Below are 14,846 nucleotides of genomic sequence, written 5' to 3' on the forward strand. Positions count from 1 at the left end.
CATTGCTACCCTTAACCCACGCGGTCTGACCTCTTAGGGATTAGCGATGCGCATGCCATTGATTGCCGTCCTTTCGGCGGTGCTGTGCCTGAGCGCTGCACCTGGCCGGGTGCTGGCAGAAGAGGTACCCGCGCCGGACCCGGCCCCGCAAGCCGACACGCTCGCGGCCAAAGAGGCGGTGTTCACCCAGGAGCAACTGGACCAGATGCTCGCACCCATCGCGCTGTACCCCGACGCGTTGCTGGCCCAGGTGCTGATGGCCGCCACCTACCCGGGGCAGGTGAGTGAAGCCGTGACCTGGTCCAAGGCCAACCCCAAGGCTTCTGGCGACGATGCGGTCAAGCAAGTGGCGAAACAGCCGTGGGACCCGAGCGTGCAGGCGCTGGTGGCCTTCCCGCAGTTGCTGGCGACCCTGGGCCAGGACCCCGTGTGGGTACAACGCCTGGGCGACGCCTTCCTCGCGCAACCCGACGATGTCATGGCCGGCGTGCAGCGCTTGCGTCATCAAGCGCAGGCGGCCGGCAACCTGCAGAGCAACCAGTACCAGAATGTGACCGTGCAGGCGGCTCCGGCGGCAGCGCCGGCTTCCAGCGGTGGTAGCAGCAAGCAGGCGGCCCCGGCCAGCAGCCCGCCCACCACCATCATTATCGAGCCGGCCGACCCGCAAGTGGTGTACGTGCCCAGCTACAACCCCACCACCACCTACGGCACCTGGGCTTACCCGGCCTCGCCGCCGGTGTACTACCCGCCACCGCCGATGTACTACGCCGGTTCTGCGCTGGTGGCGGGCCTGGCCTTCGGTACGGGCGTGGCGATTGTCAGTTCGCTGTGGGGCGACTGTGACTGGGGCAACAATGACATCGACATCGACGTCAACCGCTACAACAACATCAACGGCAACAACCGCATCACCAACAACCAGAACAAATGGCAGCACAACGCCGCGAACCGCGAGGGTGTGCCTTACCGCGATGCCCGCAGCCGCCAGCAATATGGTCGCCAGCTGGACGGTGCTACCCAGCGTACCGCGTTCCGTGGCGACGACGCCCAGCGTGCCCAGGCACGCAACAACGCCAGGGCTTCAATGGACCGGGCTGGCATCGAGCGGCCGGCCACCAGCAACCGCCAGGCCCGCCAGCAGGTGCGCGAGGCGCAGGCGGGCAATTCGGTCGGCAATCGCATGCAATCGCGTAACGACGCGGCACGGCCAGCCGACCGCCGACAGGACACACGTAATACCCAAGGCCGGCAGCAGAACAACCAGGTGAACTCACGCAGACAAGGTGAAGGCCAGGCGCGGCCAGGGGCGCAGAACCGCCCCGCCAATACCGCAGGCCGGGCGCGTAACAATGCCTTCGATGGCGTGCGCTCGCCGTCGCGCACCAGCGCGCAGGCCAGCCGCGGCCGCACCAGCCAGTCGTTCGCCCAGCGGCCGAACGCATCGCGTGCCGCCGGGCACCCGATCTCCCGGCCCAGTGCGCCTGCACGCCGCGGGGGAGGTGGCCGTCGATGAACCGTCCATTACTCGGGGCATTGCTGCTCACTGCAGGCCTGGCCTGGTCATCCCTGGCCGCAGCGCAAGACGCTTTTCCGACACCGGAGAAGGCCGTGGAGGCCTTCGTCGCGGCGCTGGGCCAAGAGAAGGCGGATGAAGCCCGCCTGGCCCAACTGCTGGGCGATGACTGGCGTACCTACATCCCGCGTGGGGGTGTGCAACGCAGCGATGTGGACACGTTCCTGGAGCAGTATCGCGTGCAGCACAGCATCGACATGACGGCCCAAGGCAAGGCCATACTGGCGGTGGGCAGTGATCACTGGACGTTGCCTATACCCCTGAGCAAAAGCAGCCAGGGCTGGCGCTTCGACCTCAAGGCCGGCAGTGCCGAAATCCGCGCCCGGCGCATTGGCCGCAACGAACTGGGCGCCGTGCAGTCGATGCTGGCGTACCACGACGCGCAGATGGACTACGCCTCACAAGACCGCAACGGTAATGGTGCGCTGCAATACGCGCAGAAGATTTTCAGCGAGCCTGGCAAGCATGACGGCCTGTACTGGGACGATGAAGGTGATGGGCAGGTCAGCCCGCTGGGGCCGCTGTTCGGCCAGGATGTGGTGGGTGACGACTGGTATGGCTACCACTTCCGCATCCTCGGTGCGCAAGGCCCGTCGGCTCCCGGTGGCGCTTACAGCTACCTGATTGGCAACCAGATGAGCCGCGGCTTTGCCCTGATCGCCTGGCCAGCGAAGTATGACGACACAGGGGTGATGAGCTTCATGATCAGCCATGACGGCCAGGTCTTCGAGAAAGACCTCGGGCCACACGGGGACAGGCTGGCCAAGGAGATGAAACGCTTCGACCCGGATGACAGCTGGAAAGAGGTCGATACCACGGCGATCGAGTGAGCACGGCGCATCCCTGCGCCGCCGCCTTCAGTGCGCGCGCGCCGCGCGCACCTCGCGGGCGGTACACCCATAGCGCTGGCGAAAGGCCCGGGTGAACTGCGCCTGGTCGGCAAAACCCCAGCGAAACGCCAGTTGGCCGATAGACAGATGGCAGTGCGGGTCGCACAGCTGGCGATGCACTGCCTCCAGGCGCTGTTGGCGCACCCATTCGCCCAGGGTATAGGGCGTGATCGAGAACAGCTTGTGCAGGTAGCGCAATGACAGGCCGCAGGCCGTGGCGACGGCTTGCGGTGACAGGTCGGGGTCGCCGAGGTTTTGCAGCACGTAGTGCTCGACACGGGTCAGGTGCAGCGTGCTGAGGTTGGAGCCTTCACTGCCCAGCACCCGTTCGTCCTGCTGCAAGGCCAGCAGCAGGGTCGCACTGGCCTGCTCCAGCAGCAGGTGGCGGGCGGCTGCGGGGCTGGCGTCGAAGTGGCGCGCGCAGAGGTCCAGTTGCTCGACAAAGATGCGCCCAAGGCCTTGGCTGGCGTCGAAGCAGTGGCGGGTGTAGCGCTTGTGCCCGAGCAAGTTGGCCTTGAGCGCGCGTTCAGGCAGCTTCAGCACCCACAGGTCGTTTTCGGCCCGGTAATGGAAACGGTAAGGCGCGTCGCCGCGCTCGACGATGAAACCGCCTGGGCGGCAGCTCAATGGATGGCCATCCTGCTCGAAGTGCACCTCGCTGCGGCTGGGCACGGTGACCAGGTAGAACGCGTCAGTGTCCTGGCCGATGTGCGCCTTGCTGCGGGAATAGCCAAGCTGGCTGGAGCGCAGGCGTGACAGGCTCAGCGGCGTGCTGGGGGTGCTCCAGCGCTGCAGGTGGCCATTGAAGGGTTGCTCGGCGGCAAATTCCAAGCTCAAGGGGAAGTAGGTGTCGCTGATGGCTTCGGCCCAGCGCGCCTGGCGTTCGGGTTGCGGCCAGCCATGGGTCGACAGTTCTGTGGGCATGGGTTGTCCTTTTTCAAAGAGGGCAGCATTGAAAAAAGGAACTGCAGGCAAGCTACTCAAGCAGCTCTTGTTATTGTGCAAAAACGCCCGGCAGCGCAACGCTGCCGGGCGGGTGTCACGCCCATGATCGGCGCGTGCCGACCCTTTGATCAAGCCCCGCGTGTCACCCGGTACGTGGCCGAAGGTTCCAGGCAGGCCTGCCAGCCTGGCGGCACGACGATGTTGGTGGTGTCCTCCTCGATCACACAGGGGCCTTGCACCGTTTGCCCGGGCAGCAGGTGGTTACCGTTGAACACCGGGGTGTGCTGCCACTCGCCGTCGGCACTGAACAGCATCGGGCGCTCGCCCACCGGGACTGCAGCAGGTGGCTGGGTCGGCCCCTGCAGTTCTGGCTGCGGTGGGCGCGGCAGGTGACCGATCACCGAGCACTCCAGGTTGACCAGTTCTACTGGGCTGTCGGGTTCGCTGTACGAGTACAGCGTCTGGTGGCGAGCGTGGAAGGACTCGATCAACGCTGCCAGCCCGTCACTGTCCAGGCTGTGGCGCTCCAGTTCCACGCTGCACTCATGGATCTGCCCGCTGTAGCGCATTTCCAGGGTGTAGTGGCAGCTGCTGGCCTGGTCGCCGAAGCCGTCTTCGCGTAGGTTCGCCAAGCCTTGCTGGCGCAGTTCGGCCAGGGCCTGGTTGAGCTGCGCGAGGTCGGCGTGTTCGGCGTCCAGGCGCATCGACAGGCTGGTGAGCTGGTCGTAGCGCACATCCGAAAGGATCTGGCCGAAGGCGCACAAGCCAGAGGCCACCTTGGGGATCAACACGGTGTGCATGCCAATTTCTTCGGCCAGGCGCACCACGTGCATGCCCGCTGCGCCACCCGCGCCGATCAGGGCGAAGTCGCGCGGGTCGTGGCCGCGTTCGATGGAGACACGGCGGATGCCGTTGACCATGTTCAGGTTGACCAGGGTGGTAATGCCAAACGCGGCGCGCTCAACACTGATGCCCAGCGGTTCGGCGATCTTGCTGCGGATGGCCTCCAGCGCAGCCTGGCGATTGAGCGTAATACTGCCGCCCAGCACCGCACGGTCTGGCAGGTAGCCCAGGGCCAGGTTGGCGTCGGTTACGGTGGGTTCACTGCCGCCTTTGCCGTAGCACACCGGGCCAGGCTTGGCGCCCGCACTACGGGGCCCCACCTGCAGCATGCCGAACTCGTCGAGGTGCGCGATGGAGCCACCGCCGGCACCCAGTGTCTCCACCTGGATCATCGGCACGCCGATGCGCTGGCGCAGGAAGTCCACATCCTTGCTGAAGTTGGTGCGCCCGGCATTGGTCAGGGTGATGTCGAACGAGGTGCCTCCCATGTCCACGGTGATGACGTTGTCGATGCCAAACGGGCGGGCGACCGAAAGCCCCGCCTGGGGCGCCGAAGCCGGGCCGGAGTTGATGGCATTGACCGCGCGCTCACGCATCAGGTGGCCGGGCGCCAGGCCACCGTTGGACTGGAAGTAGCGCACCGGTTGCTGGGCGCCCAACTCCTCGAACAGGCTGTCGATACGCGCCACGTAGCGCGCCATCACCGGGCTCAGGTAGGCGTTGACCACGGTGGTGGAGGTGCGGGTGTATTCGCGGATTTGCGGGAACACTTCAACGCCTGTGCAAACGAACACCCCGGGCAGCGCTGCCCTGACCAGCTCGGCGGCACGCTGCTCATGGCTGGGGTTGCGCACCGACCAGAGGAAGGAAATGGCCACCGCTTCCACGCCTTCGGCACGGAAGTAGTCGATGGCCTCGTGCACCGCGTGCTCGTCCAGCGGGCTGTGCTCGCGGCCATCGCCGAGGATGCGGCCGCGGATCGGGCGCCGCAGGTGACGCGGGGCGAGCATGTGCGCGGGCGGGTAGTGGGCGTCATAGCGGTGGCCCTCTTCCTTGTGGCCCAGGCGGATTTCCAGGCTGTCCTCGTGGCCCTCGGTGCACAGCAGGCCGACCTTGACCCCGGTGCGTTCGATCAGGGCGTTGAGGGCGACCGTGGTGCCGTTGATGCACAGGTCGCAGTTGGCGATGATCTCGGCCGGCGTGCGGCCGGTGGCGTCGGCGATTTGCGCCAGGCCCGCGCGGATGGCCAGGGTGCCGTCCTGCGGCGTGGAAGGGGCTTTGAACAGCTGCACGCCGCCATCGCGGTCAGCCAGGATGAAATCGGTGAAGGTGCCGCCGGCGTCGATGCCCAGGCGATATTGATTGCGCATGATGGGTCTCCGGTCAGTGCAGGTCGCGGGCAAGGCGGGTGGCGGTTTCGTCGAGGTGGCCGCCAGCATCGACAACCACGCCGTATTCCAGCGCGGCGCCCTGGGGCGAGACCAGTCCGTTGCGCAGGTCTTGCAGCACGGCGGCTACCGGGCGGCGCAGGGGGTCGCCATACCCGCCGCCCCCTGGGTTGATGTTGATGATCCGCTCGCCGGGCTGGAGGGTGAGCATGGGGTTCTGGGTGTAGTGGTCTTCCGAGCCATCGGCATGACGGTGGATCAGGCGGCCGAGTTTGGGCTCCAGCAGGGCATTGCGGGCCCCGGCGGCGCCGGCGGTGGGCAGTTGGCGGCCCTCGCCGAAGCCGACCACGGTCATCGCGTGTTGCAGGGGCTCGATCTCCAAGCGGGTGCCGGAGCCGCCGCGAAATTCACCGGCGCCGCCACTGTCGGCCATCAGGCTGTAGCGGTGGATGAGTATCGGGTAGGCGTGCTCCAGCAGCTCGATGTCACCGCTCATCAAGGCACCGAAGCAGCACAGCGGCCCACAGGCATGCCAGCCATCCATGACTTTGTTGGCCCCCGCGCCGGCAATGATCGAGGCCAGGACCATGGTCACGTACTCGCTGTTGCCGTTGCGTGGGTCGTGGCCGGCGATGTTGATACCGCTGGTATGCCCCCAGGAGGCCGTGACCCGCTGCGGCGAGGCTTGCTCCAGTGCCGTGCGCACGGCATCGGCCAAGGTTTCCATCGGAGTCGTGGTGCAGTTGACGTGGGGGGCTGGCTCCTGGGCGTTGCACAGCGTGCCCTTGGTGCCGACATCGACCGTGACGCAGCGATACAGGCCTTCGTTGTAGGGCGGTGCGACCTGAGCGAACATCATCAGGCCAAGGTACACACCCGACACCGAATTGCCCTCGTAGGAGTTGATGAAGTAGGGCACCTGCGGCGGGCTTTCGATACGCACATGGGCTTGCTCGCCGCGTATCTCGACATGCGCGGTGATGGCCAGTTCGCCCAGGCCGTGGCCGGCGTCTTCGAGCACGGCGGTGCCGCGGTAGTGGCCGTCCGGCACGTCACGCAGCAAGGCGCGCATGTGGCGGTCGGCCATGTTCTTCAGTTCGGCGATGCAGGCACGCACCTGCTCCACGCCGTACTTGTCGAGCAGGTCGAGCAGGTGCCGCTCACCGACTTTGCAGGCGCCGTACTGGGCGTTGAGGTCGCCCTCCTGATAGGGGCGGGCGCGCATGTTGGTGAGCATGAAGTTGATCACGTCTTCGCGGCGCTTGCCCTTTTCCCACAGCTTCACGGGCGGGATGCGCAGGCCTTCGGCGTAGATTTCCTTGGCGTCCGGGTTGTAGCCGGCCGGTACCGGGCCGCCGATGTCGGTGAGGTGGCCTTTGCATACAGTCCAGAACACCAGTTCGCCCTGGTAGTACACCGGCTTGTACATGCAGCAGTCGAGGATATGGCTGCCCTTGTACGCCGGGTCGTTGTGGTAGATCACGTCACCTTCGGCGATATCGTCACCGAAAAACTCGGCCACACACTTCATGGCGGGGATCAGTGAACCCAGGTGGATGGGGATGTCCTGGCCTTGCAGGATCATTTCGGGGAGGTGGTCGAACAACGAGTTCGAGTAATCATGGGCCAGGTTGAACACACTGGAGCGGCCGGTCTTTTCCAACGTCAAGGTCATTTCGCGCTGCGCTGTTTCCAGCGCACCCCGGACCACCGCAAGGGTGATCGGATCTACTGTTTTCATAGGTCACCAACGTTTGTTCTTGTGCTTTTGGGTGCGTGCCGCATTGATCGGCGCGTGGTGACAGGCTACGGGGCGAGCGGGGTGGCTGACTTGTCGGTGGGTGTACTGCTTGTTGCGCTTGGGTGCACTGTTTGGGCGGCTTTAGCCCATCATCCTGTGGGAGCAACTGTCTTGCGCCATTTCTAAAAATTGACGTGGGAGCGGGCTTGCCCCGCGAACACCGGCGAAGCCGGTGCCATGCACCGCGTAGCCCCATTCGCGGGGCAAGCCCGCTCCCACAATGTTCACTGTTGTCTGGTCGATTTCCTATACGCCCAGCAACCGCTGCACCAGCCATTGTCCGGCTGGGCCGAGGGCTCGGCGGCGGGACCAGGCGATGTCCATGTCGACGCGGCGCGGATAACCGGCCACCTGCAATTCCACCAAGCCGCTGCCAAAGCGCGTGACCAGGGCCTTGGGCAGTTCTGCCCAGCCAAAGCCACGGGCGGCGAACTCCAGCAAGGTCAGGTAGTCCGGCGCCGACCAGGCCTGGCCGCGGTCGTGGTGCAGGCTGGGGGCGTAGGTCTTGATGTACAGCTGGCGTACGGTCTCCAAGTGCTGGCGCTGCACCGTGCTCAGCGCCGCCAGCGGGTGCTCGGCGCTCACGTACACACAAAACTCCGCCTGCTCAGGCAGGCGCGCCACGGCGACATCGGCGGGGTATTGGCGCTGCGCGGCAAGAATGCCGATCTGGGCCATGTCCTGCTGCACCAACTCGATCACGTCAGCGTCTTCCGAGGGCCCACAGCGCAGCTCGGTATGCGGGTAGCTGTGTGCGAAGCCGGCCATGACCGCGCTTTGGAAGGTGACGCTGTAGCTGTCCGACATCACCACCGAGACCAACGCTTCAACGTGCTCAGCCAGCCTCAGTGACAGGGCGTCGAGCCCGGCACTGGCGTCGAGGATCGCTTCGACATGGGGCAATACCTGGCGCCCGGCAGCATTGAGCGTAGGGTGGCGCCCGCCGCGGTCGAACAGGGGGCAGCCGATATCCGCCTCGAAATTGGCTATCGCAATGCTCACGGTGGACTGGCTTTTCTTCAGTTTGCGGGCCGCCGCAGAGAACGAGCCCAGCGCGGCGGCTTCGACAAAGGCAAGCAAAGCTTCAGGTGAGTAGCGCATAGGTATTGATAAAACCGATAGGAGCTATATCGCGAGTATCTGTTCCATCAAAGAAAATAGGAAGCACGTCTCAAGCAAATGATGGAATTCAAGATGAAAAAGGTCTCTTTCACCGAACGCATGGTCCATGCCGTAGGTTATGAAGTATTCGCTGTGCTGTTGTGCGCACCGCTGTTGTCCTGGGTGCTGGGCAAGTCGTTGGCAACGGCCGGGGGGCTGGCGGTGACCCTGTCAGTGATCGCCATGGCCTGGAACGTGGCCTATAACGCACTGATCGACCGCGTCGTGCAGACCGAACGGGTTGCCTGGAAGCCTTGGGCGCGTGTCGCCCATGGCCTGGGCTTCGAGGCAGGCCTGGTGGTGTGGTGCCTGCCCGTGGCGGCCTGGATGCTGGATATTTCGCTGCTTCAGGCGTTCATGGTCGAGTTGGGCTTCTTCGTGATCATCCTGCCCTACACCGTGGTGTACAACTGGGCGTTCGACAAAGCCCGGCACTATGTGGTCCAGCGCCAGGCCGCCGCCTGACGGCCTACTCCCCGCGCCCGATGCCCTCGGCATGCATGATTTGCGCGATGATTGGCACGGGGGTCATCAGGTGCGAGTGCATCATGGCGCTGGCGCGCTTGGCGTCGCGGGCCAGAATCGCCTCCACCAACGCCGCGTGCTCCTGGCGCTTGAGTTCAAGGGCCTGCTCGGAAAACACCGTCTGCGTCAGCCACAGATGCCGATAACGCTCGGCCTGGTCGAACAGGTAGGTGCGTGCCTGCAGTAAGTGCTTGGAGCCGCAGCCGGAGGCGATGGCGGTGTGAAACGCCTTGTGCCGCTCGTCCCAGACGTCCAGGCGCTGCTCGCGGGTTTTCACTTCCACCACTTTGGCCAAGGTATGCGAACAGGCCAGCACCGAGGCCTCCCAGGCGTCGTCGCCGCGTTCGATGGCCAGGCTGATGATCATGGCTTCCAGGTTGGCGCGGGCATCGTAGATGTCGTTCATCTCCGCCAGTGACATGGGGGCGACACGGTAGCCCTTCTGGCTGATGGCATTCACCAGGTGCTCGGCCACCAACTGCGAGAGCGCCTCGCGCAGAGGCCCTACACCCAGTTCATAGCGGTCTTTGAGGGTGCTCATCAAGAGCTTTTCCCCCGGCTTGAACACGCCACGGATGATGTCTTTCTTGAGCCTCTCATACCCGCTGAATGCTGAATTTTGTCGGGGCGCGAGCGCTTCCAAGGTCCTGTTCCTCAAAACGTTTTGCCGATCATACCGAAACCACTGGCGGACGAAAAACAATGGACATACTCGCTCTTTATCTTCGTTTTATAAAAATGTAGACATTTTCGTTGAGTGGCGATATTTTTGCTTCGCCTGCACTGATCCAGATCACACACTGGGCGGCGCCACTCACTTTTTCTGCCAGGACCTAGCCATGAACGCTTTTACGCAGATCGACGAACTTGTCATGCCGTTGCCACTCGAACCGCGGGGTTACACCATCGCCCCTTCGAAGCAGTCGCCGCGTCTGCTTGAACTGACCTTTGCCCGCGAGACCGTGGAGGCGTTCGTCAAGGCCGTGGCCGAGTGGCCGGTGCAGGCGTTGGAGTACAAGTCGTTCCTGCGTTTCCGGGTGGGCGAAATCCTTGATGATCTGTGCGAAGGCACGCTGCGCCCGGTATTGCTCAACACCATCCTCGACCGCGCCAGCGGCGGCATGCTGATCACCCCGGTCGGGCTGGATGACGTGAGCCAGGCCGAGGACATGGTCAAGTTCACCACCGCCTGCGCCCACCTGATCGGTCGCTCCAACTACGACGCCATGAGCGGCCAGTACTACGCCCGCTTCGTGGTCGTGAACAGCGACAACTCCGACAGCTACCTGCGCCAGCCACACCGCGTCATGGAGCTGCACAACGACGGCACCTTCGTGAACCAGATCACCGACTATGTGCTGATGCTGAAGATCGACGAAAAGAACATGGAAGGCGGCAATTCGCTGCTGCTGCACCTGGACGACTGGGAGGACTGCGACGCGTTCTTCCGCCACCCGATGGCGCGCCGTGAGATGCGCTGGACCGCGCCACCGAGCAAGAAAGTGGCCGAGGACGTGTTCCATTCGGTGTTCGATACCGATACCGAAGGCCGGCCGACCATGCGCTACATCGACCAGTTCGTGCAGCCGGAAAACTTCGAGGAAGGTATCTGGCTGAACGCCTTGTCCGAATCGCTGGAGGGCAGCGACAAGAAACTTTCCGTTCCGGTGGCAGTGGGCAGCTTCGTCTTGATCAATAATCTGTTCTGGCTCCACGGCCGCGACCGCTTCACCCCGCACGATGGCTTGCGCCGCGAGCTGATGCGCCAACGCGGCTATGTCGCCTTCCCCAAGCCGCTGTACCAGCGCGGCCAGTAAACACGGCGCGGGAGGTAACACTGTGTACGACTTCATCATCATCGGCGGTGGCATTGTGGGCATGTCCACTGCCATGCACCTGATCAAGGTGTACCCGGACGCCAAGATTCTCCTGTTGGAGAAAGAGTCCGGCCCGGCCCGCCACCAGACCGGGCACAACAGCGGCGTGATCCATGCCGGGGTGTACTACACCCCTGGCAGCCTCAAGGCGCGCTTCTGCCTGGAAGGCAACAAGGCGACCAAGGCCTTTTGCACCGAGCACGGCATCGCCTTCGATGAGTGTGGCAAGCTGCTGGTGGCCACCAACGACCTGGAAATGCAACGCATGAAGGCGTTGTGGGAGCGCACTGCGGCCAATGGCCTGGAGCGTGAATGGCTGTCTGCTGCCGAGTTGCATGAGCGCGAGCCCAACATCGTCGGCCTGGGCGGGATCTTTGTCCCCTCCAGCGGCATCGTCAATTACGCCGAGGTCACGGCGGCCATGGGCCGTCAGTTCCAGCGTGCCGGTGGCGAGATCCGCTACAGCGCCGAGGTGATTGGCCTGGAAGAGCGCGCCAGTGAGGTGATCGTGCGTACCCGCAGCGATGAGTTCCACAGCCGCTTCCTGGTCACCTGCTCGGGGCTGATGGCCGACCGCGTGGTGAGCATGCTGGGCATCCAGACCAATTTCGTGATTTGCCCGTTCCGCGGCGAGTACTACTTGCTGCCCAAGCAGCACAACCAGATCGTCAACCACCTGATCTACCCGATTCCGGACCCGTCCATGCCGTTTCTGGGTGTGCACCTGACGCGGATGATCGACGGTACCGTGACCGTCGGGCCAAACGCGGTACTGGCGATGAAGCGCGAAGGTTATCGCAAGTCCGACGTCAGCCTTGGCGACATGTTCCAGACCCTGACCACACCCGGCATCCTCAAGGTGCTGGCCAAGAACCTGCGGCCGGGCCTGATCGAGATGAAAAACTCGCTGTTCAAGGGCGGCTACCTCAAGCAGGTGCAGAAGTACTGCCCGAGCATCACCAAGGACGACCTCACGCCATACCCGGCGGGTGTGCGGGCACAGGCGGTGTCACGCGATGGCAAGCTCATCGACGACTTCCTCTTCGTCAACTCCGCACGCAGCGTGAACGTGTGCAATGCGCCGTCGCCTGCCGCCACCTCTGCCATTCCGATCGGCGCCTACATCGTCGAGAAGGTCTGCGAACAAGTCAGCCGCCAAGGGGGCGGCTCGCTCAAGCCTGACTTGGCGGGCAAGCAGCGCGCTGCGGGCTGAGGCGGCAGCTAACCCCGGCGGATCTGCGTTTCGTTTTACTCAACCCGTCCTTGCCCTACTCACCATTTAGGGCAGGGCGGGCTTTTTCGCGCCCACGTTCGCTAGACATGCGTGCTGACGGCCTAGCGCGGGCATGACAAGAATAAGAAGGTAAGACCATGCAAACAGACAAAAACAATTTGAGTCATGGATTGAAATCGCGGCATGTCACCATGCTGTCCATTGCCGGGGTGATCGGCGCCGGCCTGTTCGTTGGCTCTGGGCGGGCCATCGCCGAAGCCGGGCCTGCAACCATCCTGGCCTATATCCTGGCGGGCGGGTTGGTGGTGCTGGTGATGCGCATGCTGGCGGAAATGGCAGTCGCTTCGCCGGACACCGGCTCGTTCTCCACCTATGCCGACCTTGCCATCGGCAAGTGGGCCGGCTACACCATCGGTTGGCTGTACTGGTGGTTCTGGGTGTTGATCATCCCCATCGAAGCCAACATTGCCGCCACCATCATCAACACCTACGTGCCGCAGATGGAGATCTGGGTATTGTCGTTGGTGATTACGCTGCTGCTGACCGCCACCAACCTGTTCAGCGTGAAAAACTACGGTGAATTCGAGTTCTGGCTGGCGCTGGTGAAGGTCATTGCCATCGTCGCCTTCATCATTCTGGGTGCCTGTGCCATTTTCGGCCTGCTGCCCAGCTCCGGTGTCAGCGGTGTTTCGCGCCTGTGGGATACCGGTGGGTTCATGCCCAACGGCTTCGGCGCGGTGCTCAGCGCCATGCTGATCACCATGTTCTCGTTCCTTGGGGCCGAGGTGGTGACCATTGCCGCTGCAGAGTCCGACGAGGCGGGCAAGCACATCTCCAAGGCCACCAACTCGGTGATCTGGCGGATCACGCTGTTCTACATCCTGTCGATCTTCATCGTCATCGCGCTGGTGCCTTGGACCGACCCACGGCTGGCCACTGAAGGCTCGTATGTCACGGTGCTGGATACGCTCGGCGTGCCGCATGCCAAGGCCATCATCGACTTCGTCGTGCTGACTTCGGTGACCAGCTGCCTGAACTCGTCGTTGTACACCGCCTCACGCATGGTCTATTCGTTGAGCCGCCGTGGTGACGCGCCGGCCTGTGCGCAGGTGACCAGCCGCAGCGGTACGCCGATTGTCGCGGTGCTGTTGTCTACCGGGGCGGCGTTCCTGGCGGTAATCGCCAACTACCTGGTGCCGGCCAAGGTGTTCGGCTTCCTGATGGCCAGCTCCGGCGCCATTGCCTTGCTGGTTTATCTGGTTATCGCCATTTCCCAGCTGCGCCTGCGCAAGCGCCTGACCGCCCAGGGCAAGACGCTGAGCTACCGCATGTGGCTGTTCCCGTGGCTGACCTGGGGCGTGATCCTGTTCATCAGCAGCGTGCTGGTGCTGATGCTGTTCCGCCCGGATCATCGCCTTGAAGTGGTTTCGACAATGGTGCTGGCGGTGTTCGTGGTGTGCTCGGGGTTGTTGATCACCCGCCGACGGGCGCGGGTGGCGCAAGGCAGTGCTGTGGGGCAGGGCGCCTAGGCGCCCGAAACACCCTGAACAGACGAACGTTGCATCACAGACGAGCAAGATCCATCAGGCTGTGAGAGGATGACCGCCACCTCCACGGCTCGGCCACAGGACCCCAGAACTCAAGCCTGATGAAGACTCCAAAAAGAATCGAACCCCTGATCGAAGACGGCCTGGTCGACGAAGTACTGCGACCTTTGATGAGCGGCAAGGAAGCAGCCGTCTACGTGGTGCGTTGCGGTACCCAAGTGCGCTGCGCCAAGGTCTACAAAGAAGCCAACAAACGTAGCTTTCGCCAAGCCGCCGAGTACCAGGAAGGCCGCAAGGTCCGCAACAGCCGCCAGGCCCGGGCCATGGCCAAAGGCTCCAAATACGGCCGCAAAGAGGCCGAGGACGCCTGGCAGAACGCCGAAGTGGCGGCCCTGTTCCGCCTGGCCAGTGCCGGTGTCCGGGTGCCCAAGCCTTATGATTTCCAGGATGGCGTACTGTTGATGGAGCTGGTGACGGACGCCGATGGCGATGCCGCGCCACGCCTGAACGACGTGCACCTGGAAGCCGACGAGGCCCGCGAGTTCCATGCATTCGTCGTCCGCCAGATCGTGTTGATGCTGTGCGCGGGGCTGGTGCATGGTGACTTGTCCGAGTTCAACGTGTTGCTTGGCCCTGAAGGCCCGGTGATCATCGACTTGCCGCAGGCGGTGGATGCGGCCGGTAACAACCATGCGTTCAGCATGTTGCAACGTGATGTGGGCAACATGGCGCTGTACTTCGGCCGCTTCGCCCCAGAGCTCAAGAGCACCCGTTACGCGCAGGAAATGTGGGCGTTGTACGAGGCCGGCGAGCTGAAACCGGACAGCCCGCTGACCGGCGAGTACGAGGAGGATGACGAGGCTGCCGACGTGGATGGCGTGCTGCGCGAAATCGACGCCGCACGGCTCGACGACGCCCGCCGCCGAGCGGCGCTGGCCGATGCCGAGCGCGGTCCGGTCAAGGGCGAAGAACCGCCACCGCCCTGGTTGCAGTAAACAGTCACCCACAGGTACAGCGCCGCTTTTACCCAAAGCGCTGTACCTGATGGGCGCCCCCACCCCT

The 14,846-nt window shown here is 63.9% G+C and carries 12 protein-coding genes; 7 read left to right on the forward strand and 5 right to left on the reverse strand.

What is annotated here, in order from left to right:
- The first annotated feature begins 46 nt into the window (after positions 1 to 46).
- Together HU764_RS10485 and HU764_RS10490 are read left to right on the forward strand one after the other, a co-directional pair.
- Positions 47 to 1,513: a DUF3300 domain-containing protein gene (locus tag HU764_RS10485; protein WP_186680127.1), complete on the forward strand. Its 1,467-nt coding sequence runs from the start codon at positions 47 to 49 to the stop codon at positions 1,511 to 1,513.
- Positions 1,510 to 2,403, forward strand: coding sequence for a DUF2950 domain-containing protein (locus tag HU764_RS10490; RefSeq protein ID WP_186703549.1), 894 nt, complete (start codon positions 1,510 to 1,512; stop codon positions 2,401 to 2,403). Before HU764_RS10485 ends, HU764_RS10490 begins: the two co-directional genes overlap by 4 nt.
- A gap of 27 nt (positions 2,404 to 2,430) precedes the next feature.
- On the opposite strand, the gene HU764_RS10495 is transcribed toward HU764_RS10490, so the two are convergent.
- The 4 genes from HU764_RS10495 to HU764_RS10510 all read right to left on the reverse strand — a co-directional run bounded on the left by HU764_RS10495 (position 2,431) and on the right by HU764_RS10510 (position 8,541).
- Complete coding sequence (locus HU764_RS10495; RefSeq protein WP_099454359.1) at positions 2,431 to 3,387, reverse strand: AraC-like ligand-binding domain-containing protein; 957 nt, start codon at positions 3,385 to 3,387, stop codon at positions 2,431 to 2,433.
- 149 nt (positions 3,388 to 3,536) lie between these two features.
- A complete protein-coding gene (gene capA / locus HU764_RS10500) occupies positions 3,537 to 5,621 on the reverse strand; it encodes a caprolactamase subunit alpha (RefSeq protein ID WP_186703548.1) in 2,085 nt (694 codons plus the stop codon).
- Positions 5,622 to 5,634: 13 nt separating this feature from the next.
- Complete coding sequence (capB, locus tag HU764_RS10505) at positions 5,635 to 7,380, reverse strand: caprolactamase subunit beta (protein ID WP_186703547.1); 1,746 nt, start codon at positions 7,378 to 7,380, stop codon at positions 5,635 to 5,637.
- A 306-nt stretch (positions 7,381 to 7,686) separates the two neighbouring features.
- On the reverse strand, positions 7,687 to 8,541 hold the full coding sequence (locus HU764_RS10510) for a LysR family transcriptional regulator (RefSeq protein WP_186680116.1): 855 nt from the start codon (positions 8,539 to 8,541) through the stop codon (positions 7,687 to 7,689).
- A gap of 93 nt (positions 8,542 to 8,634) precedes the next feature.
- Here HU764_RS10510 and HU764_RS10515 point away from each other — a divergent pair, with 93 nt between their 5' ends.
- Positions 8,635 to 9,066 (forward strand): multidrug/biocide efflux PACE transporter, encoded by a 432-nt coding sequence (locus HU764_RS10515; RefSeq protein ID WP_027593510.1) that lies wholly within the window; start codon positions 8,635 to 8,637, stop codon positions 9,064 to 9,066.
- A gap of 4 nt (positions 9,067 to 9,070) precedes the next feature.
- On the opposite strand, the gene csiR is transcribed toward HU764_RS10515, so the two are convergent.
- Positions 9,071 to 9,769, reverse strand: a complete 699-nt coding sequence (csiR, locus tag HU764_RS10520) for a DNA-binding transcriptional regulator CsiR (RefSeq protein ID WP_027593509.1) — start codon at positions 9,767 to 9,769, stop codon at positions 9,071 to 9,073.
- Positions 9,770 to 9,965: 196 nt separating this feature from the next.
- Between csiR and glaH the strand changes: the two genes are divergently transcribed.
- From glaH to HU764_RS10540, 4 genes are all read left to right on the forward strand, one after another.
- Positions 9,966 to 10,943, forward strand: a complete 978-nt coding sequence (glaH, locus tag HU764_RS10525) for a glutarate dioxygenase GlaH (protein ID WP_050580735.1) — start codon at positions 9,966 to 9,968, stop codon at positions 10,941 to 10,943.
- Positions 10,944 to 10,965: 22 nt separating this feature from the next.
- The gene (lhgO, locus tag HU764_RS10530) at positions 10,966 to 12,216 is read left to right on the forward strand and encodes an L-2-hydroxyglutarate oxidase (RefSeq protein ID WP_099429153.1); all 1,251 of its coding nucleotides are present in this window, start codon (positions 10,966 to 10,968) and stop codon (positions 12,214 to 12,216) included.
- Between the two features lie 158 nt (positions 12,217 to 12,374).
- Positions 12,375 to 13,766 carry a GABA permease gene (gabP, locus tag HU764_RS10535; protein WP_027593506.1) on the forward strand — a complete coding sequence of 464 codons (1,392 nt, stop codon included), beginning with the start codon at positions 12,375 to 12,377 and terminating at the stop codon, positions 13,764 to 13,766.
- Between the two features lie 119 nt (positions 13,767 to 13,885).
- Positions 13,886 to 14,779, forward strand: a complete 894-nt coding sequence (locus HU764_RS10540) for a PA4780 family RIO1-like protein kinase (RefSeq protein WP_027593505.1) — start codon at positions 13,886 to 13,888, stop codon at positions 14,777 to 14,779.
- Positions 14,780 to 14,846 lie beyond the last annotated feature (67 nt).

It is taken from the genome of Pseudomonas kermanshahensis (assembly GCF_014269205.2).
Taxonomy (GTDB): Bacteria; Pseudomonadota; Gammaproteobacteria; order Pseudomonadales; family Pseudomonadaceae; genus Aquipseudomonas; species Aquipseudomonas kermanshahensis.